19 protein-coding genes are annotated in these 24,819 nt (G+C 69.4%); 8 read left to right on the forward strand and 11 right to left on the reverse strand.

The features are described 5' to 3' along the window. Nucleotides 1-73: 73 nt before the first annotated feature. From ACZ69M_RS36915 to ACZ69M_RS36930, 4 genes are all read left to right on the forward strand, one after another. Nucleotides 74-1,018, forward strand: a complete 945-nt coding sequence (locus ACZ69M_RS36915; protein ID WP_470056910.1) for a MerR family transcriptional regulator — start codon at nucleotides 74-76, stop codon at nucleotides 1,016-1,018. A gap of 134 nt (nucleotides 1,019-1,152) precedes the next feature. Further along, the gene (locus ACZ69M_RS36920) at nucleotides 1,153-1,701 is read left to right on the forward strand and encodes an RNA 2'-phosphotransferase (RefSeq protein ID WP_060901684.1); all 549 of its coding nucleotides are present in this window, start codon (nucleotides 1,153-1,155) and stop codon (nucleotides 1,699-1,701) included. An 88-nt stretch (nucleotides 1,702-1,789) separates the two neighbouring features. Beyond that, nucleotides 1,790-2,701, forward strand: a complete 912-nt coding sequence (locus tag ACZ69M_RS36925) for an LLM class flavin-dependent oxidoreductase (RefSeq protein ID WP_470056912.1) — start codon at nucleotides 1,790-1,792, stop codon at nucleotides 2,699-2,701. 99 nt (nucleotides 2,702-2,800) lie between these two features. Further along, nucleotides 2,801-3,688, forward strand: a complete 888-nt coding sequence (locus ACZ69M_RS36930; protein ID WP_470056914.1) for a Cof-type HAD-IIB family hydrolase — start codon at nucleotides 2,801-2,803, stop codon at nucleotides 3,686-3,688. Between the two features lie 68 nt (nucleotides 3,689-3,756). Here ACZ69M_RS36930 and ACZ69M_RS36935 read toward each other — a convergent pair whose 3' ends face one another. From ACZ69M_RS36935 to hisC, 5 genes are all read right to left on the reverse strand, one after another. Continuing rightward, entirely contained in the window at nucleotides 3,757-5,439 is a 1,683-nt protein-coding gene (locus tag ACZ69M_RS36935; protein WP_470056916.1) for a sensor histidine kinase, read from the reverse strand. 59 nt (nucleotides 5,440-5,498) lie between these two features. Next, on the reverse strand, nucleotides 5,499-9,002 hold the full coding sequence (cydD, locus tag ACZ69M_RS36940) for a thiol reductant ABC exporter subunit CydD (RefSeq protein WP_470056918.1): 3,504 nt from the start codon (nucleotides 9,000-9,002) through the stop codon (nucleotides 5,499-5,501). 98 nt (nucleotides 9,003-9,100) lie between these two features. Beyond that, nucleotides 9,101-10,108, reverse strand: coding sequence for a cytochrome d ubiquinol oxidase subunit II (gene cydB, locus ACZ69M_RS36945; protein ID WP_470056920.1), 1,008 nt, complete (start codon nucleotides 10,106-10,108; stop codon nucleotides 9,101-9,103). A gap of 20 nt (nucleotides 10,109-10,128) precedes the next feature. Then, nucleotides 10,129-11,646, reverse strand: coding sequence for a cytochrome ubiquinol oxidase subunit I (locus ACZ69M_RS36950; RefSeq protein WP_470056922.1), 1,518 nt, complete (start codon nucleotides 11,644-11,646; stop codon nucleotides 10,129-10,131). 295 nt (nucleotides 11,647-11,941) lie between these two features. Further along, the gene (gene hisC / locus ACZ69M_RS36955) at nucleotides 11,942-13,018 is read right to left on the reverse strand and encodes a histidinol-phosphate transaminase (RefSeq protein WP_470056924.1); all 1,077 of its coding nucleotides are present in this window, start codon (nucleotides 13,016-13,018) and stop codon (nucleotides 11,942-11,944) included. A 489-nt stretch (nucleotides 13,019-13,507) separates the two neighbouring features. On the opposite strand from hisC, the gene ACZ69M_RS36960 reads away from it, so the two are divergent. From ACZ69M_RS36960 to ACZ69M_RS36970, 3 genes are all read left to right on the forward strand, one after another. Then, complete coding sequence (locus tag ACZ69M_RS36960) at nucleotides 13,508-14,620, forward strand: LacI family DNA-binding transcriptional regulator (RefSeq protein ID WP_470056926.1); 1,113 nt, start codon at nucleotides 13,508-13,510, stop codon at nucleotides 14,618-14,620. Nucleotides 14,621-14,879: 259 nt separating this feature from the next. Beyond that, nucleotides 14,880-15,950 carry a metallophosphoesterase gene (locus tag ACZ69M_RS36965; protein WP_470056927.1) on the forward strand — a complete coding sequence of 357 codons (1,071 nt, stop codon included), beginning with the start codon at nucleotides 14,880-14,882 and terminating at the stop codon, nucleotides 15,948-15,950. A 181-nt stretch (nucleotides 15,951-16,131) separates the two neighbouring features. Further along, nucleotides 16,132-17,001: a hypothetical protein gene (locus ACZ69M_RS36970; protein ID WP_470056929.1), complete on the forward strand. Its 870-nt coding sequence runs from the start codon at nucleotides 16,132-16,134 to the stop codon at nucleotides 16,999-17,001. Between the two features lie 132 nt (nucleotides 17,002-17,133). On the opposite strand, the gene ACZ69M_RS36975 is transcribed toward ACZ69M_RS36970, so the two are convergent. Both ACZ69M_RS36975 and thiC read right to left on the reverse strand, forming a co-directional pair. Then, complete coding sequence (locus ACZ69M_RS36975; RefSeq protein WP_470056931.1) at nucleotides 17,134-18,612, reverse strand: VWA domain-containing protein; 1,479 nt, start codon at nucleotides 18,610-18,612, stop codon at nucleotides 17,134-17,136. 96 nt (nucleotides 18,613-18,708) lie between these two features. Then, nucleotides 18,709-20,538, reverse strand: coding sequence for a phosphomethylpyrimidine synthase ThiC (gene thiC / locus ACZ69M_RS36980; RefSeq protein WP_470056933.1), 1,830 nt, complete (start codon nucleotides 20,536-20,538; stop codon nucleotides 18,709-18,711). Nucleotides 20,539-20,779: 241 nt separating this feature from the next. Between thiC and ACZ69M_RS36985 the strand changes: the two genes are divergently transcribed. Further along, nucleotides 20,780-22,378 (forward strand): YibE/F family protein, encoded by a 1,599-nt coding sequence (locus tag ACZ69M_RS36985; RefSeq protein WP_470056934.1) that lies wholly within the window; start codon nucleotides 20,780-20,782, stop codon nucleotides 22,376-22,378. 61 nt (nucleotides 22,379-22,439) lie between these two features. On the opposite strand, the gene ACZ69M_RS36990 is transcribed toward ACZ69M_RS36985, so the two are convergent. The 4 genes from ACZ69M_RS36990 to ACZ69M_RS37005 all read right to left on the reverse strand — a co-directional run bounded on the left by ACZ69M_RS36990 (nucleotide 22,440) and on the right by ACZ69M_RS37005 (nucleotide 24,811). Next, nucleotides 22,440-22,877, reverse strand: a complete 438-nt coding sequence (locus ACZ69M_RS36990) for an SsgA family sporulation/cell division regulator (protein WP_067376783.1) — start codon at nucleotides 22,875-22,877, stop codon at nucleotides 22,440-22,442. Nucleotides 22,878-22,976: 99 nt separating this feature from the next. Continuing rightward, the gene (locus ACZ69M_RS36995; protein ID WP_470057048.1) at nucleotides 22,977-23,750 is read right to left on the reverse strand and encodes an IclR family transcriptional regulator; all 774 of its coding nucleotides are present in this window, start codon (nucleotides 23,748-23,750) and stop codon (nucleotides 22,977-22,979) included. Nucleotides 23,751-24,115: 365 nt separating this feature from the next. Beyond that, entirely contained in the window at nucleotides 24,116-24,328 is a 213-nt protein-coding gene (locus tag ACZ69M_RS37000) for a DUF5326 family protein (protein ID WP_054236469.1), read from the reverse strand. Nucleotides 24,329-24,493: 165 nt separating this feature from the next. Next, complete coding sequence (locus ACZ69M_RS37005; protein ID WP_266432725.1) at nucleotides 24,494-24,811, reverse strand: cupin domain-containing protein; 318 nt, start codon at nucleotides 24,809-24,811, stop codon at nucleotides 24,494-24,496. Between the last annotated feature and the right edge of the window lie 8 nt (nucleotides 24,812-24,819).

Consider the following 24,819-nt stretch of genomic DNA (forward strand, 5'->3'; position numbering starts at 1 on the left):
GTACCATCCCTCGCAGGAGGGCTCGCCGCGCGGGGCCGTCGCGTAGTACCCAGGGGGTCGGGAGGCAGACAGCGTGAACGACGAGCCGGTCCGGGTCGCGTACCGCATCGAGGATCTGTCGCATCACAGCGGCGCCACGGTCCGGACGATCCGCGCCTACCAGGACCGCGGGCTGCTCCCCCGCCCCGAGCGGCGCGGTCGCGCCAACGTGTACGCGGACGCGCATCTGGCCCGGCTGCGGCAGATCGCCGACCTCCTGGACCGCGGCTACACCCTGGCCTCCATCAAGGAACTCCTGGAGGCCTGGGACGCGGGCCGGGGGCTGGGCGGGATCCTCGGGCTGGTCGCGGAGGTCGACGGACCGTGGACCGACGAGGAGGCCGTGCGCATGTCGCGGGCCGAGCTGGACGAGCGGTTCGGTGGCAGCCCGGACGACGCGGCGGTGGCGGAGGCGGTGGAGCTCGGAGTACTGGAGCGCCTCCCCGGCGAGAGCGAGGTGTATCTCGTCCCGAGCCCCCAAGAACTCGCCGTGGCAGTGGAGTTGTACGCGGCGGGTGTGCCACTGTCCGCGATCTCGGGCCATCTGCGGGAGTTGAGAGGAAAGGTCGAGCACATCGCCGCGCGTTTCCTGGAGTTCACGACCGAGCACGTCTTCGCGCGCTATCTCGGTGAGCATCCGCCGAGCGACGCGGAGGCGGTCGAGGCGGCCTCCCTGGTACGCCGTCTGCGACCGCTCGCGCAGCAGACGGTGGACGCGGAACTGGCCCGTGCCATGCGGCTGTTCGCGACCCGGCACCTGCGTGAACGTCTTGGGGCGGGGCCGCCCCAGGACGCCATGGAAGAGACGCGTTCCGTTCAGCTCCCGGTCTCCACAATGCGCGCTGTGGAGACCTTGGTTGGTTCCGGACAGGTGGCGGCATTCGTCGCGGCGGCAGCCGAACGGGAGGTCCAGACCAGGACGTTGGACCATCTCACCTCAAATTACAACCATTACAATACCGTTGACGAAAAGCCCTAAATCGCCCGCGCGTTGTCCACAGATTCGTCAATTCACCTGTGGATAACCAGACTTGCTTGTGGATCAAACCTCCGAACCAAAATCAAATGCGTGATCCGCCTCTCGCCAGGCACGCTGGCAGGATGAACGAACCGATGGATGAAAGACGCACCGTGAAGGTGTCGAAGTACCTCTCGAAGCATCTGCGGCATCAGCCCGAGCGGATCGGGCTCACGCTCGGCGAGGGAGGCTGGGTCGAGATCGACACGCTGATCGCGGCAGCGGCGGAGCACGGCTTCCGGATCACCCGCGAGGAGCTCGACCATGTGGTGGCCACGAACGACAAGCGGCGCTTCGCCGTGGAGGGCACCCGCATCCGCGCCAGCCAGGGACACTCCGTCGAGGTCGACCTCGGACTGCCCCCGGCGACCCCACCGGAGTACCTCTACCACGGGACCGTGGCCCGCAATCTGGACGCGATCCGGGCCGAGGGCCTGCGGCCCATGAACCGGCACGACGTGCATCTCTCGCCCGACCGCGAGACCGCCACCCGCGTCGGCGCCCGCCGCGGCCGGCCCGTCGTGCTCGGCGTGGACGCCGCCGCCATGCACCGCGACGGCCATGTCTTCCGGGTCAGCGCGAACGGGGTGTGGCTCACCGAGGCCGTACCGCCGAAGTACCTGCGCTTCCCCGGCCCGCACTGATCGTCCGCCGACCGGCCGGCCAAGGGGCACCGGTGGAGCGATCACACGGTGGCCGCGACCACCCCGCGACTCCGCTTACGCTCGATGCATGAGTCTGCGTCTGAGCACTGTGATCCTGCCGTACCTCCGCTGGCACGAGGGCGGGCGTGCCGCCTGGCAGCGTGCTGAGCAGCTCGGCTTCCACACCGCGTTCACGTACGACCACCTGTCGTGGCGGACCTTCCGGGACGGCCCCTGGTTCGGTGCCGTGCCCACGCTCACCGCCGCGGCCACCGCCACCGACCGGCTCCGCCTGGGCACGCTCGTGACCTCGCCGAACTTCCGGCACCCGGTGACCCTCGCCAAGGAACTGATCTCCCTCGACGACATCTCGAACGGCCGGATCACCCTGGGCATCGGCGCGGGCGGCAACGGATTCGACGCCACGACGCTTCTGAAGAGCGACCAGGAGCCCTGGTCCCCGCGTGAGCGCGCCGACCGCTTCGGTGAGTTCGTACCGCTGCTCGACCGCCTCCTCACCGAGGACTCGGTCTCCTACGACGGCGACTTCTACTCGGCACACGAGGCACGCAACATCCCGGGCTGTGTCCAGCGGCCCCGACTGCCCTTCGCGGTGGCCGCCACCGGTCCGCGCGGCATGAAGCTCGCCGCCCGCCACGGACAGGCCTGGGTGACGACCGGCGACCCCAAGCTGTACGAAACGGGCACCCCTGAACAGTCGGTTCAGGCCATTCACGGACAGGTGGAGAAGCTGACCGCCGCCTGCGCCGCGGTCGGCCGTGACGTGTCCGGACTCGACAAGATCCTGCTCACCGGTTTCACCCCGGACCGAGCCCGTCCGCTGGAGTCCCTCGACGCGTTCGTCGAGTTCGCGGGCCGGCACGCGGAGCTGGGCTTCACCGACATCGTGATCCACTGGCCCGTCCCCGACTCGGACTTCGCCGCGGACGAGAAGGTCTTCGAGCGCATCGCCATGGAGGCCCCGGCGCAGCTGGCCTGACGGCCAGCGGCACCACGGATGGCGACAACGGGGTGTAACGGTACTGGTGAGAGCGGTAACCACTCACCTGTGCGGGCTCCCGCACGGCCGTGCGGGCATATGCGCGAGAATGGCCCGGTGACCTCAGCGACCCGACAGCCACAGACCCCGGCAGCCGCCCTTCCGCCGCGCCTGATCGCCACGGACCTCGACGGCACCCTCCTGCGCGACGACAAGTCCGTATCCGAGCGCACGGTCGCCGCCCTCGCCGCCACCGAGGAGGCCGGTATCGAGGTCTTCTTCGTGACCGGCCGCCCGGCCCGCTGGATGGACGTCGTCAGCGACCACGTCCACGGCCACGGCCTGGCGATCTGCGGCAACGGCGCCGCCGTGGTCGACCTGCACGGCGGCCCCGGCGCCCACCGGTTCGTCAAGGTCCGAGAGCTGGCGCGGGAGAACGCGCTCGACGCCGTACGACTGCTGCGGGAGGCCGCACCGGGCACGGTGTTCGCCGTCGAGCAGACGTACGGCTTCTACCAGGAGCCCGCGTACCCCAAGCTGCACATGGAGATCCCCGACAACCTCGCGCCCGCCGAGCGGCTCCTGGCCCCGGACGCCCCCGGTGCCGGCGAACCGGTGCTCAAGATCCTCGCCTTCCACCACGAGCTCGACCCCGACGCCTTCCTCACCGTGGCCCGTCGCGCCGCCGGCGACCGCGCCACCATCACCCGCTCCAGCCCCAGCGCCCTGCTGGAGATCAGCGGCCCCGGCGTCTCCAAGGCGAGCACACTCGAACTCTGCTGCGCCGAGCGCGGTATCTCCCCCGAGGAGGTCGTCGCCTTCGGAGACATGCCGAACGACGTCGAGATGCTGACCTGGGCGGGCACGTCGTACGCGATGGGCAACGCGCACCCCGCCGTGATCGCCGCGGCCTCCGGTCGCACGGTCGCCAACAACGAGGACGGGGTGGCGGTCGTCATCGAGAAGATCCTCGCCGAGCGGCTGTAGGAGCGGCTGGGCAGGACCGGCGGTTCCACAGCGGCCCGGGGTTCCAAACCGGTTCCGCGGCCGGGGTTCTAAAGCGGTTCCGCCCGCGGAACGTGCGGGGCCTGCCACACCACCGTCGTACCGCCGCCGTCGGCTCCGGGCCCCGGTCCGTACCAGCTGTCGCCGCCCAGCGACTCGGCGCGCCGCCCGAGGTTGCGCAGGCCGCTGCGCCGGCCGCCCGCGGGGATGCCGATGCCGTTGTCCTCGACGGTCAGCCGGACACCCTGCCGACCGTCCGGCAGGACGACGGACGCGTCGACGACGACGTCGATGCGGGAGGCCCCGGCATGCCGGAAGGCGTTGGAGAGCGCCTCCCGCAGGGCCGCGATGAGGTTCTTGCCCGTAAGTTCACCGACCGCCGTGTCGACGGGCCCGACAAAGCCGTGCGTGGGCTTGAAGCCGAGCGGCACGGCGGCCATGTTGATCTCCCGCAGCACCCGGGTGCGCAGCCCGGACGGCACTTCGGCGGGTCCCTGTTGGAGCGCGAAGACGGCGGTGCGGATCTCCTGAATGGTGACGTCGAGTTCGTCGACCGCCTTTTCGACGCCCTGCCGCACCTCGGGCACGGCCGAGTTCCGCTGTGCGCTCTCCAACATCATCCCGGTGGCGAAGAGCCGCTGGATGACGAGGTCGTGCAGATCACGGGCGATCCGGTCACGGTCCTCGTAGACCGCGAGCCGCTCCCGGTCGCGCTGTGTCTCGGCCATCATCAGCGCGAGGGCGGCCTGCGAGGCGAAGTGCGCGGCGAGGGTGCGCTCGGTCTCGGTGAAAGGACGCCCGCCCCGTTCGCGGGGAGTGACGAGGGCTCCCAGGAGACGGCCGTCGCTCTGCAGGGGAAGCATCATCGTCGGCCCGTACTCGCGGGCGAAGTCGGTGACCATGCGCGGGTCGGTGGCCGCGTCGTCGAGGAACACGGCCTCTCCGTCGAGGAGTTCGGCGACCAGTTCACTCTCCGGCGGGACGACGGCTCCCAGCACCTTGGACGGGCGGTCCTTGGCGACCGCGCTGATCTCCAGACCGCCCTCCGCCGCGGGCAGCAGCACGATCCCGGCCACCGATCCCGAGAGCCTGCGGGCCTGTTCCGCGACGACCTGGAGCGCGTCCTCGGCGTCGTCTGCCGACAGGAGTGCCCGGGTCACGGCCACCGAGCCGTCAATCCACCGTTCGCGCTGCTGGGCGGCCTCGTACAGCCGGGCGTTGCCGATCGCGATACCCGCCTCCGCGGCCAGCACACGGACCATGTTGAGGTCGTCGTCGGTGAACGGGCCACCGCCGCGTTTCTCGGCCAGATACAGATTCCCGAAGATCTCCCCCTGCACCCGGATCGGAACCCCAAGGAAGTTGCGCATCGCCGGATGGTGCTCGGGAAATCCGCACGCGCGCGCATCCTCGTCCAGCCGCGCGAGCCGTACCGGCGCCGGGTCGTGGATGAGCGCCCCGAGCAGCCCCTTGTGTCCGTCGGGCAGCCGCCCGATCCGCCGGGCGGTCTCCTCGTCGACGCCGTGGAAGACGAAGTCCGCGAGTCCCTCACCGTCTTCCGCCACGACCCCGATGGCGGCGTAGCGCGTGTCCGCCAGCTCGGCCGCCTTCTCGCAGATCCGGTCCAGCGTCGAGTGCAGTTCCAGCCCCGACCCGATCGACCGCACCGCCTCCAACAGCCGCGGCACGTCCGGGCCGCCGTCCGAACAAGGGGAGGCGGGGACCACTGGCATGCCTCGAGAGTAGTCAGTCCCCTTTGGGCAGGAAAGTCGGACCGTTGCCCGGGGAGTCGCTAGCGCGCCGCCGCCCCGACCAGCAGATCCCCCGCCGCCTCCCGCTCCAGCATCTCCCGCAACGGCCCCTCCACGACCGACAGCTCCGCGTACGCACCCCGCTGCGCCACGCGTCCCGCCGCCAGCACGATCACCTCGTCCACCGCCGCGAGACCGGCCAGCCGATGCGTGATCAGCAGCGTCGTACGGCCCTCCGTCGCGGTCAGGAGGTCCGCGGTGAGCGCGTCGGCCGTCGGCAGGTCGAGGTGTTCCGCGGGCTCGTCGAGGACGAGCACGGGGAAGTCGGCCAGCAGCGCGCGAGCGAGCGCCAGCCGCTGGCGCTGACCACCGGACAGCCGCGCCCCGTGCTCGCCGATGAGCGTGTCGAGCCCGTCGGGCAGTCCGTCCGCCCACTCCAGGAGCCGGGCCCGTGCGAGCGCGTCGCGCAGTTCGGCCTCGGTGGCGTTCTTCCGGGCCAGCAGGAGGTTCTCGCGCACCGTGCTGTCGAAGAGGTGCGCGTCCTGGGCGCAGAGCCCGACCAGTCGGCGCACGTCGTCCCCGTCCATCCCGTACGCGTCCGTGCCGCCCAGCGTGTACGTCCCCGCCTCCGCGTCCAGGAACCGCAGCAGCACCTGTGCGAGCGTGGTCTTGCCGGACCCGGAGGGGCCGACGACGGCGACTCTGCGGCCCTGTTCGAGGGTCAGGTCGAGGCCCGCGAGCGCGTCCCGGTCCTGTCCGGCATGGCGCGCCCCGAGCCCTTGTACGCGCAGCGGGAACGGTGACGCGGGCGCCGGCTGCGGGAGCTCCGGTTCGCGTACGGGATCGGGGGTGTCCAGCACCTCGTACACACGCTCCGCGCTCCTGCGCACCCGCTGCCGGTACTGGACGGCGAGCGGCAGCCCCAGGACGGACTCGAACGCCGCCAGCGGAGTGAGGACGACCACGGCCATCGCCACGCCGCTCAGGCGCCCGCCGGCGACCGCCTGGGCGCCCACGAGGGCGGTCGCCGCGACGGTCAGTCCGGTCGCCAGCGCGGTGAGCCCGTCGCCCAGCGCGGTCGCGGTGGCAGCTCGCGAGGCGATGCGGGTGAGCACGGTGTCGGCCCGCCGCGCCTCGGCTGTACGGGTGGGCAGCGCGCCCGCGACCGTCAGCTCGGCCGTCCCTGTGAGGAGGTCGGTCACCCGGGTCGCCAGGGCGCCGCGAGCGGGGGACAGCCGGTGCTCCGCGCGGCGCGCCACGGCGCCGGTCAGAAGCGGGACACCGACCCCGGCCGCCAGCAACCCGGCGGCGAGGGCGGCCCCGGCCTCGGGGAGCAGCCAGGCGGTGAAGCCGACGGAGGCGGCGGACACGAGAAGCGCCGCCCCGGCCGGCAGCAGCCACCTCAGCCAGTAGTCCTGCAGCGCGTCCACATCGGCCACGAGCCGCGACAGCAGGTCGCCCCGCCGGGCCGTCCGCAGTCCGGCGGGGGCCAGGCGCTCAAGGCGTCGGTAGACGGCGACCCGGGTGTCGGCCAGCATCCGCAGCACCGCGTCGTGCGACACGAGCCGCTCGGCGTACCGGAAGACGGCCCGGCCGATCCCGAACGCCCGCGTGGCGGTCACGGCCAGCATCAGATACATCACCGGAGGCTGCTGCGACGCCCTCGAGATCAGCCACCCGGAGGTGGCCATCAGCCCGACGGCACTTCCAAGGGCGAGGCCCCCGAGGAGAAGGGCGAGCGTGAAGCGGCCTCTCCGGGCGCCGGCCGCGGCGCGGACCCGGGCAAGCACGCCTCCGCGCCGCGGAGGGGCCGCGTCAGCCTCTTCCATAGCGGCCGCGGGCACACCCTCCGGCTCGACCGCCGGGGGCTCTTTCGTGCCCTCGCCGGGGACGGAACCGGTCGCGACGACCGACGCCGCGGCCTCGAGCCGCACCACCCGGTCGGCCACCTCCAGCAGCGCGGGCCGGTGCACCACCAGCAGCACCGTCCGGCCGACGGCGAGCCTGCGCACCGCCGCCACGACCTCCGCCTCCGTCGCCCCGTCCAGCGAGGCCGTCGGCTCGTCGAGCAGCAGCACGGGCCGGTCCGCGAGAAACGCCCGGGCCAGCGCGAGACGTTGACGCTGCCCGGCGGAGAGTCCGCTGCCGTCCTCGCCGAGGACCGTCCCGACCCCGTCGGGCAGGGCGTCCACGAACTCCAGCGCCCCCGCGTCGGCCAACGCCCGCCGCACCGCCGCGTCGTCGGCGTCGAGCCGGGCGAGCCGTACGTTCTCGGCGATCGAGCCGGCGTAGAGGTGCGGCCGCTGTGGCACCCACGCCACCCGGGACCGCCACTCCTCCACGTCGACCTCGGCGAGATCGACTCCTCCGATCCGCACCCGCCCCGCGACGGGCTCCACGAACCCCAGCAGCACGTTCAGCAGCGTGGACTTGCCCACACCGCTCGGTCCGACGAGGGCCACCGTCTCGCCGGGCCCGACCACGAAGGAGACATCGGAGACCGCGTCCCCGGAGCGCCCCGGATAGCGGACCGTCACTCCCTCGAAGCCGATCTCCCCCTCCGGCACGACGAGCGAACCGGTGGCCGGCACTGGGGTCTCCAGCACCGAGAAGATCTCCTCCGCCGCCGCGAGCCCCTCGGCGGCAGCGTGGTACTGCGCCCCCACCTGCCTCAGCGGCAGATACGCCTCGGGAGCGAGGACGAGGATGACGAGCCCGACGTACAGATCCATGTCGCCGTGGACGAGCCGCATCCCGATGGTCACCGCGACCAGGGCGACCGAGATCGTGGCGAGCAGCTCCAGTGCGAAGGACGAGAGGAAGGCGATCCGCAGCGTCCGCATGGTCGCCTGGCGGTACTCGCCGGTGATCCGCCGGATCGACTCGGCCTGCGCCTTGGCCCGCCCGAAGACCTTCAGCGTGGGCAGACCGGCGACCACATCAAGGAAGTGCCCCGAGAGCCGGGACAGCAGTCGCCACTGACGATCCATCTGGGACCGGGTCGCCCAGCCGATCAGCGCCATGAAGACAGGGATGAGCGGCAGGGTGACGACGATGATCGCCGCCGACACCCAGTCCTCGGTGACGATCCGCGCGAGCACCGCCACGGGCACCACGACCGCGAGTCCCAACTGAGGGAGATAGCGCGAGAAGTAGTCGTCGAGCGCATCCACTCCTCGCGTGGCGAGGGCGACGAGCGACCCGGTTCGCTGCCCGCTCAGCCACCCGGGGCCGAGCGCGGCGGCTCGCTCCAGCAACCGTCCCCGCAACTCCGACTTGACTGCCGCGCTCGCCCGGTGCGCGGCGAGTTCGGTAAGCCAGGAGACAACCGCTCGCCCGATGGCGACCGCGACCAGCAGGATCAGAGGCGTCCGGAGCTCGGAAGCCGAGTCACCGTGCTGGAAAGCGCCGACGACCACTTCGGCGATCAGCATCGCCTGGGCAATGACCAGCGCCGCCCCGGCCGCGCCCAGCCCCACGACCGCCATGAGGAAGAAGCGAGTGGCACGGGCGTACCGCAGCAGACGCGGGTCGATTGGTTTCACGTGAAACACACCCTTGGCTCATCCGGCATGTTTCACGTGAAACATGCCCTTGGGGCGGACTTGGTCCATGAGGTCGGATTCAGCCCATAAGGCCGGGCTCAGTGCGCAACATCCGCGGCGATGTGATGCGTACCGATCCTCTTGCGGAACACCCAGTACGTCCACGACTGGTACAGCAGGACCATCGGTGTGGCGATTCCCGCACACCAGGTCATGATCCTCAGCGTGTACGGCGACGACGAGGCGTTGCTGACCGTCAGGCTCCAGTCCGCGTTGAGCGAGGACGGCATGACGTTCGGGAAGAGCGTCAGGAAGAGCATCGCGACGGCCGCCACGATAGTGAGCCCCGACAACGCGAACGCCCAGCCCTCGCGTCCCGTCTGAGCCACCGCGATCGCGGCGACGAGGGCGACCACGGCCACGATCAACGCGGCCAGGGACTTCGCGTCGCCGTTGTCGGCCTGGGTCCAGATCAGGAAGACGAGCGCCACCACGGAGGCCACCAGCCCGACCCCGAGCGAAAGCTTGCGCGCCCGCTCCCGTATGTCCCCGACGGTCTTGAGCCCCACGAACACGGTCCCGTGGAAGGTGAACAGCGTCAGCGTGACCAGACCGCCCAGGAGCGCGTACGGGTTGAGCAGGTCACCGAGGTTGCCCACGTACTCGAAGTTCTTGTCGATCTTCACTCCGTGCACGATGTTGCCGAAGGCCACGCCCCACATGAACGCGGGGACGAGCGAGGTCCAGAAGATCGCCGCCTCCCAGTTGCGCTGCCAGTTCTCCTCGGGCCGCTTCACCCGGTACTCGAAGGCGACTCCGCGCACGATCAGGCAGACCAGGATGAGCAGCAGCGGCAGATAGAAGCCGGAGAAGAGCGTGGCGTACCACTCCGGGAAGGCGGCGAAGGTCGCGCCGCCCGCCGAGAGCAGCCACACCTCGTTGCCGTCCCAGACGGGTCCGATGGTGTTGATGAGGACCCGCTTCTCGGTGCGGTCACGGGCCAGCAGCTTGGTGAGGACGCCGACCCCGAAGTCGAAGCCCTCCAGGAAGAAGTAGCCGGTCCACAGGACCGCGATGATGACGAACCAGACGTCGTGGAGTTCCATGACTCAGCAGCTCCCTGAGCCTAGTAGGAGAAGGCCATCGGCTTGTCGGCGTCATGGGGGTCGCCGCCGATCTTGGTGGGCGGGTTGAGGTCGGCCTCGGTGAGCTCCGGCGGACCCTGCTTCACGTACTTGAGCATCAGCTTCACCTCGATGACGGCGAGGATCGCGTAGATGAGGGTGAACACGATCAGCGAGGTCAGCACCTCCGCCTGGGAGACCCCGGGCGAGACCGCGTCCCTGGTCCTCAACAGGCCGTACACCACCCAGGGCTGACGCCCCGTCTCGGTGAAGATCCAGCCCCAGGAGATGCCGATGAGCGGGAAGATCAACGTCCACTGGGACAGCCGCCACCACCAGATGCCGAGCTTCGGCGTCAGCTCCATGTTCTTGGTGAGCATGAGCTTCGGGACGTCCTCGTCCCCGGTGCGGTGTTCCGGCCCCAGCCAGAACTTCCGCCTGGTCAGCCAGAGGCCGGCGGTGCACAGGGCCATCGAGACCCCACCGAAGCCGATCATCCAGCGGTACGCCCAGTAGGCGGTGGGGATGTTGGGCCGGTAGTCACCGGGCCCGAACTTCTCCTGTTCGGACTTGTTGATGTCGTTGATGCCGGGGATCTTGGCGTTGAAGTCGTTCTTGGCGAGGAAGGAGAGTATCCCCGGGATCTCGATGGCGACGGTGTTGTGGCCCTTGGCGACATCGCCGTATGCGAAGAGCGAGAAGGGCGCGGGCTGCTGCGAGTCCCACAGGGCCTCGGCCGCCGACATCTTCATCGGCTGCTGCTCGTACATCACCTTGCCGAGGGTGTCGGCGCTGACGACGGTGAGCAGCGTGCCCACCAGCGCGGTGATCAGGCCGAGCCGCAGCGACATCCGCATGGTGCGGACGTGCCGCTTCTTGCGCAGGTGGAACACGGCGATGCCGGTCATGAAGGCCCCGCCGACCAGGATGGACGCGCTGATCACATGCCAGAAGTTGACGAGCGCCGTCTCCTGGAAGAGCACCTTGGGGAAGTCGGTCAGCTCGGCGCGCATCGTGCCGTCCGCCTTCTGTACCAGCCGGTAGCCGACCGGATGCTGCATGAAGGAGTTGGCCGCCATGATGAAGTAGGCCGACAGGATCGTGCCGATGGAGACCACCCAGATGCAGGCGAGGTGCACCTTCTTCGGCAGTTTGTCCCAGCCGAAGATCCACAGCCCGATGAAGGTGGACTCGAAGAAGAAGGCGATCAGGGCCTCGAAGGCAAGCGGGGCACCGAACACGTCACCGACGAAGCGCGAGTAGTCGGACCAGTTCATGCCGAACTGGAACTCCTGCACGATGCCGGTCACGACACCCATGGCGATGTTGATCAGGAACAGCTTTCCCCAGAACTTGGTCGCCCTGAGGTAGTGCTCCTTGCCCGTCCGCACCCAGGCGGTCTCCAGAATCGCCGTGAGAGCGGCGAGCGAGATCGTCAGAGGGACGAAAAGGAAGTGGTAGACGGTGGTGATGCCGAACTGCCACCGAGCCAGAGTCTCCGGTGCCAAAGCCAGTTCCACGTCGTCAGTCTCCTTACGCCACCGTAGTTACAGCGGCAGTTTGCCCCTTTTGCTACATACATCACGGGACAATCGGGACACGCTTGTGAACGCGTTCACATTCACAAGCAATTATGACGCACCGGCTTTCGACCCTCGAAGGGGGGTCCCCCTTTGCGTCAACCCCTCGGAAGGTCTCGAACACACCAAGGTGTCCTCCGGACCACACCACGGTGTCCTCCGGACCGACGAAACAACCCCGCCGCTCCGGCGCCGCGAGGCACTGGAGCAGCGGGGTTGTCAGCGGGATGTGACGTCAGAGCTCCTTGCGGAACCCGTCAGTCGCCTTGAGGAAGATGTCGTTCGCCTCGGTCTCGCCGATCGTCACGCGCACCCCTTCGCCGGCGAAGGGCCGCACGACGACCCCGGCCTGCTCACAGTGGGCGGCGAATTCGAGCGTGCGCTCCCCCAGCCTGAGCCACACGAAGTTGGCCTGCGTCTCGGGCACCGTCCAGCCCTGACCGCGCAACGCCTCGACCACACGGTTGCGCTCGCACACCAGAGCGCCGACCCGGCCGAGCAGCTCGTCCTCGGCGCGCAGCGAGGCGACCGCCGCGTCCTGCGCGAGCTGGCTGACCCCGAAGGGCACCGCGGTCTTGCGCAGCGCCGCGGCCACCGGCTCGTGCGCGATCGCGAAACCGACCCTCAGGCCCGCGAGCCCGTATGCCTTGGAGAAGGTACGCAGCACAGCGACGTTGGGACGGTCACGGTAGATCGAAACGCCGTCCGGCACCTCGACGTCCCGGATGAACTCGCGGTACGCCTCGTCCAGGACCACCAGGACATCGCCAGGCACCCGGTCGAGGAATCGCTCCAGCTCGGCCCGGCGCACCACGGTGCCGGTCGGGTTGTTCGGGTTGCAGACGAAAATCAGCCGCGTTCTGTCGGTGATCGCGTCGGCCATGGCGTCCAGGTCGTGCACCTCGTCCGAGGTCAGCGGCACCCGTACCGAGGTCGCCCCGCTGATCTGCGTGATGATCGGGTACGCCTCGAAGGACCGCCAGGCGTAGATCACCTCGTCGCCCGGTCCGCTGGTCGCCTGCAGCAGCTGCTGGGCCACCCCGACCGAACCGGTGCCGGTCGCCAGGTGCGAGAGGGGGACCCCGAAGCGGTCCGACAGCTCGCTCATCAGTCCTGTGCACGCCATGTCCGGGTAGCGGTTGAACGTACCGGCCGCGGCGGTCACGCTCTCCATCACTCCGGGCAGCGGCGGGTAGGGGTTCTCATTGGAGGACAGCTTGTACGCCACCGCGCCGGCCGCGGCGGGCTTGCCCGGCTTGTAGCTGGGGATACCCGCCAGCTCGGCACGCAGCTTGGGGCTCGTCTCGCTCACCGCAGTCCTCCTCGCGACCACCGCTGGCTCATGACCACCACCGGCTACCAATGCTTCTCACCTTATGAGGATTCGGCGCCGCTGCGAATGGGCCGGGGACAACCATGCGACGCCCCTGGCCCTGGCCGACGACCCGCCGCGTACGCCTTGGTGATCATCGTCATACTCCCCGGCGACCGTCTCCGTGCGGACTCCGCGGTCATCCTCGTACGAAGGCGCACGAATCGGGGGGCGCGTTGCCTTCAAGGCTGTGCGCTGGTGGCTCACGCCGTAGCGCGCATCACCCGTGCAGGTGAGTTGAGACCTCTTCGAAACATGACCCACTTGGCAGGCCCATGCGCGCCGACGCGTCACGTACTGCCATTGGATCGTTTAACTGACTTGGTTTCAAAGGAAGTAGGGCCTTATTGATCATGCAGAAACGTGCCTGTCAACGCGTGCATATGCGTCCGCACTACCCCACCGCATGAGCCCTACTATCGGCTCGCCATGACAGCAGCAGGGAAGCACCAGGTGAGCCGGGCGGAGACTACCCGCCGAGGCGGTCGACCGGGCCGAGCGGGAATCAGAGACGTCGCCGCGGCCGCAGGCGTCTCCATCACAACCGTCTCCGACGCCCTCAACGGCAAGGGCCGGCTCCCGGACGCCACCCGACGCCACGTCCGCGAAGTCGCCGACCGGCTGGGCTATCGCCCGTCGGCCGCCGCCCGCACCCTCCGTACCGGCAAGTCCGGCCTCATCGGCCTGACCGTGACCACCTACGGGGATGAACCTTTCACCTTCACCGAATTCGCCTACTTCGCCGAGATGGCCAGAGCCGCCACCTCCGCCGCACTCGCCCGCGGCTACGCCCTGGTCATCCTCCCCGCCACCTCACGCCACGACGTCTGGTCCAACGTCGCCCTCGACGGAACCGTCGTCATCGACCCCTCCGACCAGGACCCCGTGGTCAGCGAACTCGTCCGGCAGGGCTTACCCGTCGTCTCCGACGGCCGCCCCGCCGGCACCCTGCCCGTCACCGCCTGGGTCGACAACGACCACGAAGCCGCCGTCCTGGACATCCTCGACCACCTCGCCGACGCCGGCGCCCGCCGCATCGGCCTCCTCACCGGCACCTCCACCGACACCTACACCCACCTCTCCACCACCGCGTATCTGCACTGGTGCGAGCGGGTCGGACAGGATCCGGTGTACGAGGCCTACCCGGCCCACGACCCGTGTGCGGGCGCCGTCGCCGCGGACCGGCTGCTGGCCCGGCCCGACCGCCCCGACGCGGTCTACGGCCTCTTCGACCCCAACGGCACCGATCTGCTGGCCGCGGCCCGGCGCTACGGACTGCGCGTCCCGGACGACCTGCTGCTGGTCTGCTGCAGCGAGTCCACCGTCTACGCCAGCACCGAGCCGCCCATCACCACCCTCTCGCTCAAACCTCGCCGCATCGGCACCGCCGTCGTCCAGCTCCTCATCGACGCCATCGAGGGAGCGGAAGCCGACCAACCCGTCGAACAGGTCATACCGACGGAGCTGATCGTGCGGACCTCCTCCGAGCGCCGTCCACCCCGTACGACGGTCAGCCCGCCCCGGTCACCCGAGCAGGGGTAGTCCGGGTCACCCGGGGAGGAGTGGCCCGGCGTACGCTGAGGTTGACGTCCGTCATGTCGGCGGCGGGGCATCCACCAGGGAAAGCCCCGCCCAATTCGGGCGAAAACCGTGGCGAACAGGGCTCCTGCTCCGATTCACCACCCCTGGGTCATCACATGGCGCGATCCGCATTCCTATGATGGGCCCACGACACCGCGGGCCGCTGCGACCAGGCAGTCCGATCCGGTGCAGATGCGGCGCGATGGTGGTGGAGGGGTCGATGACTCAGGGGGCCGGTCAGGGACCCGAGGCGGTGCGGACGGAGACGTTGCGCGACTTCCGGGTGCCCGCGTACATCCACGAGACCGGTCCGTACCCGCCGAGCGCAGCTCCCGGCGAGGCGGCCGGAGTCGGCGAGGAGCCCGAGGGCTACACGCCCACCCGGCGCGACCTGCCCGTCATCAACCGGGGCGACACGGTGCAGGTCGCCATGGACCCCGCCGCCGTGGCGGCCCCCCAGCCCGCCGACGGGCCGGGTCCGCTGTACGTCGTGGGCGACGTGCACGGCTACCTCGACCAGCTGGTCGCCGCGCTCCAGGAGCAGGGCCTCCTCGACGCCGCGGGCAACTGGTCCGCCGGGACCGCGCGCCTGTGGTTCCTCGGCGACTTCACCGACCGCGGCCCCGACGGCATCGGCGTGATCGACCTCGTGATGCGGCTGTCCGCCGAGGCGGCCGCAGTCGGCGGCTACTGCAAGGCGCTCATGGGCAACCACGAGCTGCTGCTGCTCGGCGCCAAGCGGTTCGGCGACACCCCCGTCAACTCCGGCGCGGGCACCGCCACCTTCCAGGCCGCGTGGCTGCTCAACGGCGGCCAGAAGACCGACATGGACCGCCTCCAGGACCACCACCTGCAGTGGATGGCCCGCCTGGACGCCATGGAGCAGGTCGACGGGCACCTCCTCGTGCACTCCGACACCACCGCCTACCTCGACTACGGCGACTCGATCGAGGCGGTCAACGACACCATCCGCGAAACCCTCACGCGCAACGACGCGGACGAGTGCTGGGACCTCTTCCGGAAGTTCACCAGACGCTTCGCCTTCCGCGACGAGGGCGGCGCCGAGGCAGCGCTGTCCCTGCTGGACACTTACGGCGGCACCCGTGTCGTCCATGGCCACAGCCCCATCCCGTACCTCCTGGGCGAGGTCGGCTCGGAGGACGGCGAGGACACCGCGGGACCCGTGGTCGAGGGACCACATCTCTACGCCGACGGACTGGCCATCGCGATGGACGGCGGAGTGACCATGGCCGGAAAACTGCTGGTCCAGCAACTGCCCCTGGATAGCTGAGGGTTCTTCGGGCAAGCGTCCCCTACGAAGGACAGCGCTGGCCAGGGGGCAATTTCTGGAAACCCCCTGTCACGGCGTGCCGTCACCGCTCTACCATCGGCTTATCCGTAGCAGGCTCCCCTCCGTTTCTGCCCGACGGCTCGTCAGCGTGCGAGCCACCAGCCCTACGGAGCATCGGGGGATGCACATGAACAGCGTTCCGCAGCACCTGCTGAGCGAGGACCGCCAGGAATACGAGCGGATCCTCGATGAGGCGCTGCGCTCCGCCCCACACCGCCCGGAACTCGCCGCTGTCGGCCGGCGGCTCAATGCCGAACAGCTGCGCACCATGGCGCTCAACGCCACCGCACTCATCACGGCGGCCGCGGCGACCGAGTACGCGCACTACGTGAAGGTCCGCGAGGAACTGCGCCGCCCGGCGCCGTCCACCCCAACCGTGAGCGAAGGAGCGGGCTCCGCGGAGCCCGGCGCGACCGCGATGGGGCTCGCCGCCACCATGGGCGAGGTCACCGAGACCTCCGGAGCCGGCGCGATCGCCGTCGTCGCGGTGCTCGCGCCCGTCCTTGCCGGAACAGCCGCGGCGATCTTCCTGCTCGTGGGATTCATCCTGAAGGTCCTCACCCCCGAGCTGGCGTTCGCCCAGACCCTGCTGACCACCGGGTGGGTCTTCGGCGCGGTCACGGCGGCCGCGATCCTGGTCGCCGCGGCCGGGCTGCTGCTCACCGCTCTGCGCAACGGCTCGTCCTCGCTCCAGGCCGGAGCACCCGGCGAGCTCAACGCGGAGGTGGCCCGGGCCAGGGAAGCCTGGCGCGAGGCCCTGCTGGAGCGCGGCATCATGCCGTTCCTCCGGGAGGCCCTCGCCGATCCGGGCACGGCGGCACTGACCCGTCCGTCACCGACACCGACCACCGGCCGCATGCCGCACCTCGGCTACAACCGGCCGGGGTTCAGCAGCCCCGACGGCGGCCCCGCGGCGGGTCCGCGCCCGAGCTTCACCAGCCCGGACTTCACCAGCCCGGACTTCGGGGGGCCCGAGCACCAGCCGGAGTGACACCCGGCGGGCCGACACCGGGGTGACGGGAACGAGGGGCCTGCGCCGATACGGCGCGGGCCCTTTTGCCGCTGCCCGCCCCTTCACCGACGCCGCCCCGCTCGTCCCGCCGGTACGGTCCCGGCGCGCCCGTCAGATGATGCCGAGCCCCCGGGCCGCCCTCATCCAGGCCGGGAACTGGGAAAGCAGCCGGTCGTACAACTCCGGGTCCGGTACGCCGCTGATGTCGTCCACCGCGAAGAACCCCACATTGTCGACGCGCCGACCGGGCAGCGTGTCGAACCGCTCCAGCACGCCGTAGTTCGACCGCCCCAGGCCCACGAACTGCCAGAAGATCGGCTCCTCCACCGCGTCCCTCAGCTCCTGCTCGATCTCCTTGTTCCGATAGACACCTCCGTCGGAGAAGAACAACACCAGCGTGGGATCGACAGCCGGGTGCTCTCGTACATACGTACGCACCTCGGCGATCGCCTTCTGCTCCTCGTTCTGGATACCGACCGACCGCATGTCCACCTGCCCCGGCTGCAGGCCCTTCCGCGGCTTCTTGCTCCGCCGGAACAGGCTCAGCTCACCGACCCGGACATGGAGCTGCAGCCACCCGGGCAGCTCGCCCAGACTCAGGTCCGGCAGCCGGGCGGCGTGGGAGGCGAACGTCCACGCCTGCATCACCCCGTCGTCGTCCAGCTGCGCCGCCACCGCGGCCATCCGCTCCACCACATCGGCCACGACGCCCTTCGAGTACAGGAACGACATGGAACCGGAGGCGTCGAGAATCAACACGACGCGCGCCGTGACCCCCTCCGCACCGTGCTTCCGCAGGCTGACCGCCACCTGCTCCTTGCGCAACGAGAGCCGCTTGCGCATGTCCACGGGCAACCGCTCCTCACCCTTGCTGAGACGCGGGGAGGAAGCCGGGGACACTGGAGACACTGGGGACACTGGCGGTGCCGGAGGTGCCGGCGAGGCGCCCGCAGCGCTGGAAGCGGCCGTCAGCGAGCCCGTCGGCGGGAGCGCGGGCGAGACCGCCGGTGTGCCCCCGGACGAAACCGCCGGCTCCGGCCTGGACTCACCGGCCCCGTCGGACTCCACGCTGATACCGAAGTCGGTGGCGAGACCGGCCAGCCCGGACGCATAGCCCTGTCCGACCGCCCGGAACTTCCACTGACCTCCCCGCAGATAGAGCTCGCCTCCGATGAACGCCGTCTCCGTCGTGGCCTCCATCTCGAAGCGCGCGATCTCCTGCTGGGTCCCGGCATCGAGCAGCCGCAGCGTCAGTCCGGACAGCCCGCCGAAGGTGCCGCCATCGGCCGAGGCGCACAGGACGACCCGCTCGATCTCCGGTTCCAGGGCACGCAGGTCCACCTCGACGGTGTCCGTCGTGGCAGCGCCGTCCCGCTGCTTCCCGAGATGCCGTACGGCGCCGGAGGCGTGCTGCGGCTGGTTGTAGAAGACGAAGTCCCCGTCGTCCCGCACGCGTCCGCCCGGGCCGAGCAGCAGCGCCGAGGCATCCGCGTCCGGCGCACCGGCCCCTCCCCTCCAGCCGAGCACGGCCCGCACCGCCCCGGCGGCGACGGGAAGGTTGGCGCCCTTGCTCATGGATGTCGATGTCATGGGCCCAGTCTGCCGAGAGAACACGGCCCGGGAGCCGTTCGTTGCGCCTGATGTACGCCGCGAACGGCTCCGGGCACGACTGCGCGTGCGTGCGGTTCAGTCCGCGAGCGGCAGATAGACCCGGTTGCCCGCGGCGGCGAACTCCCGAGACTTCTGCAGCATCCCCTCGGCGACCTCTTCAGCCGACGCCCCCGCGGCCGCCGTACCGCCGAACTGCTCGGTGATGCTCTGGCTGATCTTCATCGAGCAGAACTTCGGACCGCACATGGAGCAGAAGTGCGCCGTCTTGGCGGGTTCGGCCGGCAGGGTCTCGTCGTGGAACTCCCGTGCCGTGTCCGGGTCGAGGGCCAGGTTGAACTGGTCCTCCCACCGGAACTCGAAGCGGGCGTCGGACAGCGCGTCGTCCCATTCCTGTGCACCTGGGTGCCCCTTGGCAAGGTCGGCTGCGTGGGCGGCGATCTTGTAGGTGATGACGCCGGTCTTGACGTCGTCACGATTGGGCAGGCCCAAGTGCTCCTTGGGCGTGACGTAGCAGAGCATGGCCGTGCCCCACCAGGCGATCATCGCGGCACCGATGCCGGAGGTGATGTGGTCGTAAGCCGGCGCGACGTCCGTCGTCAGCGGGCCGAGCGTATAGAACGGAGCTTCATCACAGATCTCCTGCTGAAGGTCGATATTCTCCTTGATCTTGTGCATCGGGACATGTCCCGGGCCCTCGATCATCGTCTGTACATGAAAACGCTTCGCGATCGTGTTGAGTTCCCCGAGCGTCCTCAACTCCGCGAACTGGGCTGCGTCGTTGGCGTCCGCGATCGACCCGGGCCGCAGCCCGTCGCCGAGCGAGTACGTGACGTCGTACGCCGCGAGAATCTCGCAGAGTTCCTCGAAGTTCTCGTAGAGGAACGATTCCTTGTGGTGCGCGAGGCACCAGGCCGCCATGATCGAGCCGCCGCGGGAGACGATGCCGGTCTTGCGGTTCGCGGTGAGCGGCACGTACGGCAGCCGCACGCCCGCGTGGACCGTCATGTAGTCCACGCCCTGCTCGGCCTGCTCGATGACCGTGTCCTTGTAGATCTCCCAGGTCAGCTCCTCGGCGCGGCCGTCCACCTTCTCCAGAGCCTGGTAGAGCGGCACCGTGCCGATGGGGACGGGGGAGTTGCGCAGGACCCATTCCCGCGTGGTGTGGATATTGCGGCCGGTGGACAGGTCCATCACCGTGTCCGCGCCCCAGCGGGTCGCCCAGGTCATCTTCTCGACCTCCTCCTCGATGGAGGAGGTGACGGCGGAGTTGCCGATGTTGGCGTTGACCTTCACCAGGAATCGCTTGCCGATGATCATCGGCTCGATCTCCGGGTGGTTGACGTTGGCGGGCAGCACCGCGCGACCGGCGGCGATCTCCTCGCGTACAACCTCGGGGTCGACGTTCTCGCGAACCGCCACGAACTCCATCTCGGGCGTGATCTCACCCCGCCGGGCGTACGCGAGCTGCGTGACCGCCTCTCCGGGACGGCCTCGACGCGGCTGGCGCGGCCGCCCCGGGAAGACCGCGTCGAGGTTGCGCAGGCCCCCGCGCGGTGAGGTGTGCTTGATTCCGTCGTCCTCGGGACGGACGGGACGGCCCGCGTACTCCTCGGTGTCACCGCGGGCGATGATCCAGTTCTCGCGCAGTGGCGCGAGACCCCTGCGTACGTCGGTGTCGACGATCGGATCGGTGTACGGCCCTGAGGTGTCGTACAGCGTGACGGACTGCCCGTTGGTGAGGTGCACTTGACGGACCGGCACCCGCAGATCAGGGCGCGAACCCCCGACGTACCCCTTGTGCCAGCCGATGGACTTCCCGGCCTCCCGTGGCTGTTCGCCCTCGGGCGCGGCAGGCGCCTCGCCCATCTGGCTGGAGGCAGGCGTGCGTACGTCCTTGTTGGTCATGAGACCTACTCCCTACGCCGGCATTACCCGGTAACAGGTTCGGCGGTCGACGCAGCGGATTCCGTCTGCAGACGTCCCTTGTGAAACATCACTCGTTCCACGTGAAACATCGCTAAGACGGAGGTCAGCGCCCTCTCAGCCCGGTGCTCCGAGCTCCCGCGTGTGCAAAGGTGACTCCACGCTAGCGTCATATCTGGCGCGGTGAACAGAGGGCCCTCGCCGTTCTTGCGATGATCGGTCGGTGACCACAACGCAGCAGCCCCCGTTCCCGCCGTCCGAGCCGCCGCGCCGACGCGGTCCCGGAGACGGCTATGGACCTGGCTCCGGAGACGGCCGCGGACACGGGCCGGACGGTGGTGGCGTCCCCGGTCCAGGGGTCGGGCATGGGCACGGACCGGGTGAGGGACACGGGCACGGCCCCGGGGGCGGGCACGGACATGGGTCCGGGTCTGGGGGCGGGCCCGGGAAGGGTCCTGGACCGGGGAACGGGCACGGCCCTGGAGACGGGCACGGCCCCGGGGAAGGGCATGGGGCTGGGCACTCGCACAGTCACAGCCATGGGCCCGCCACGCCCGTCTCCAAGCATCTGCGCAAGGTCATCGCGGCCATCCTGATCCCCTTCGCCGCCGCGGTCGTTGTGGGTCTCGCGGTGCTCTGGCCCGGTGGCGCCCCTTCCCACGAGCGCACCGGCGTCGGCTTCGACCGGCAGACCCAGCAGGCCACGGTCACCAAGGTCGACAAGGTCAGCTGCAAGTCCGTGAACGCGTCGGGGGAGACCCCGACCGGCGACACATCCACCGCCGAGGGCTCCTCCGCGCAACAAGAGGCGACGGGCGACTGCAAAAAGGCGACGATCCGGATCGACACCGGCAAGGACAAGGGCCGTACGTTCACGGAGATCATCCAGCCCGACCAGTCACGGCAGTTGCACGAGGGCGAGAAGGTCGTGGCCGCCTACGAACCCTCCGCGCCCAGGGACCTGCAGTACTCGGTCACCGATGTGAACCGGAAGTTCCCGATGGCGCTGCTCGCCGGGATTTTCGCGCTGGCCGTCGTGGTGGTGGGCCGGATGCGCGGTGTCATGGCGCTGGTCGCACTGGCCATCAGCTTCGTGATCCTGACCTTCTTCATCCTGCCCGCGATCCTTCAGGGCTCGAATCCTCTGGTCGTGGCCGTGGTCGGGGCAAGCGCGATCATGCTGATCGCGCTCTACATGTGCCATGGCCTCTCGGCCCGTACGTCGGTGGCGGTGCTCGGCACCCTGCTCTCCCTGGTGCTGATCGGCATCCTCGGCTCGGAGTTCATCGGCTGGGCGGCGCTGACCGGCAACACGGACGACAACACCGGTCTGATCCATGGCCTGTATCCGTCCATCGACATGAGCGGTCTGCTGCTCGCGGGCGTCATCATCGGTTCGCTCGGTGTGCTCGACGATGTGACGGTGACGCAGACCTCGGCGGTCTGGGAGCTGCACGAGGCCAGTCCGACGATGGGCTGGCGCGATCTGTACCGTGCGGGCATCCGGATCGGCCGTGACCACATCGCATCGGTCGTCAACACGCTCGTCCTGGCGTACGCGGGTGCCGCGCTTCCCCTGCTGCTGCTCTTCTCGATCGCGCAGAGCAGTGTGGGCACGGTCGCCAACAGCGAACTGGTCGCCGAAGAGATCGTGCGCACCCTGGTCGGCTCGATCGGACTGGTCGCCTCGGTGCCGGTGACCACGCTGCTGGCCGCCCTGGTGGTCTCCGCGGACCGTCCGGCCGTCCCGGCCGCCGCCACGGAGCCTGTCGAGAGCCGGGCGCCGGCCCGCGGCGGGAAGGGCCGTCGCCGCAAGCACTGAAGCCTCCCCGCACTCTCGTCACCGGTGAGGAAGCGTTACTCCGCTTGGCGGGTGCTGGGGCTCAGCCCGCGCTCTGCTCCTCCGCCAGGATGCGGTCCAGCGCCTCGTCGAGATGGGCGTCGAAGTCCGCGAGGGAACGCTCCTGCCCCAGGGGCACCAGCTTGTCCGTGCGGTCGAGGAAGGCCACGAGCGGCGCCGCCCCGGACCGGAACAGCGCGTGGTCGCCACCCACCTGGAGCCGGATCAGCACCTCACCGAACGCCTCCGGGTCGGCGGGCGCGATGTGCACATCCCCGTCACCGCACGGCCGTCCCACGCCGTCGATCAGCAATTCCCGCCCGAACGCCCAGGTCACGGGCGCGTCGCCGGGCAAGTGGAAGGTCAGCCGCACGGCATAGGGATCACAGGTCTCGTATCGCAGCTCCACCGGAATGCGGAAAGAGAGCTCCTCCGAAACGAGGAAGCTCATCATGACCTCTGCCTGGACCGACTCGCGCATCGCCTACCCCGTCGTTTGCCGTCGACTGGCCAGGAATCATCCCCCTGACTCTGCTGAAATATTGCTCAACGTGCACAAGAGATCACAAGGAGTGAGTTTTCAGATGCTGATAGAGATCGAGAGTGTCCCCAGTAGTCTGCCGATCTCACCTTGCAATTGTCGTGCCGCAGGCAGCAGTCGATCGGCCTGGTGAAGAGGGAGAGAAATGGCCATTGCGGCGGCAGTTGTGCCGACCGTGATGGGAAGGGCCGCGCAGACCGTGCCCAGCGCGTACTCCTGGCGCTCGACGACAGTCTCCATCCGTCCCGTCCGCTCCAGTCGCCGCAGCAGACTGACGCTGTCGCGCACCGTATAGGGAGTGATCGACTGCACGGGATAGCGGTCGAGATGATCCCGACGGGCCTTCTCGTCGAGCTGGGACAGCAGACACTGGCCGATCGCATGGGCGTGTCCGGTCTCCCGGAAGTCCGCCCACTCCTCCACCGCCGGAATCCCTGGAGTGTCGGCGACGCACATGACCTCGATCTCGCCGTCACGGTAGACCGCGTAGTACACGGGCGCACCGATCGAATCGCGCCACTGGGCAAGCGTCGCGCTCACCATGCTGCGACGTTTCTGCTGCGCTCCGCTACTGCCCAACCGCTCGGCGGCCTCACCGAGGAAGAACAGCCCCTTGTCACGGCACAGATAGCCCTCGTGGACCAGGGTCCGCAGCAGGTGGTAGGCCGTCGGCAGCGCGAGCCCGGCCTCCCGCGCGAGCTGCTTCGCGGGCGCCCCGTGCTCGCGCGCGGCAACGGCCTCCAGCAGGCGCATCGCCCGCTGGACGGAGCCGATCAGGGTCGTGGTATGCGGCTCCGGCGACACGGCTTCCAGGGGAGGAGTACGCGCCTCCGGCAGAGGGGTACGCGCCTCGGCGGGCGAGGTGCGCGGTTGGGTGGGCGGGAGACATGTCCCCGCGGAAGCGCTGGACCGCTGGAGGGGTGGGACGGGTGATTGTGCGGGTGCGGTGTCAACCGTGGCCAAGGGGCACTCCCGAAGCGCGAGGGGAACCGCCCGTGCGGGGGCACACGGGAGGGGGCTGTGCGCTGCCCGCGGGGGGTCGGCCCCGCGTGGAATTCCGGACTGTAACCGCCCATCACCGCATGCAGACGGCCTCGCCGGAAAACTTCCCTCGGCCGAGGGAACCTTGAGTTCCCTTTCCCGACCTGCCCGTTACCCGTTACTCACCCGGTTGTGTCTCACCAGTCGCTGCGCGACGACGAACTCGACATGAACTTCCGTACCACGTAGATCAATCCGCCGACGAGGGCGACGAAGATCAGGACCTTGAAAAGCAGGCCGATCAACACACTGAGCACGCTGACTATCACCGTGCCGAACACGACCAGAGCGATGACCGGCACCGCGATCCACTTCACCCACCACGGCATCCCGCCGAAGATCTCTCGCATCGCCCTTGTCCTTAGCCTCTCTACGCCCGTGGCCCCAAGTCCGGGACTCTGATTCCGGGTTCTGTGATGTCCTGCATTCGATGCTAGAGCCGCGAAGGCGCCGACGGGGGTCCCGCACCCCTTGTCCTCCCCTGACCGTCCCCCTAGGGAACCCTGAGGTCCCCGTCAGCTCTCGGGCGGAGAGAACACCACCAGAACCCGCAGGTCCTCGGTGACGTGGTGGAACTTGTGGGCGACCCCCGCGGGTACGTAGACGACGCTGCCGCGTGCGACCTGGGTGGTCTCCAGGCCCACCGTGATCGAAGCGCGGCCGCTCACGACGAAGTACACCTCGTCCTGCTGGTGCGGCTTCTGCGGATCGGGCGCACCCGCGTCGAGCGCGTACAGGCCGACCGACATGTTCCGTTCGCGCAGAAACTGCAGGTAAGCACCGTCGTTGGCGGCCCGTTCCGCCTCCAGTTCGTCCAGCCGGAATGCCTTCATCGCCCTCG

The sequence above is a fragment of the Streptomyces sp. NPDC107454 genome, assembly GCF_055582885.1.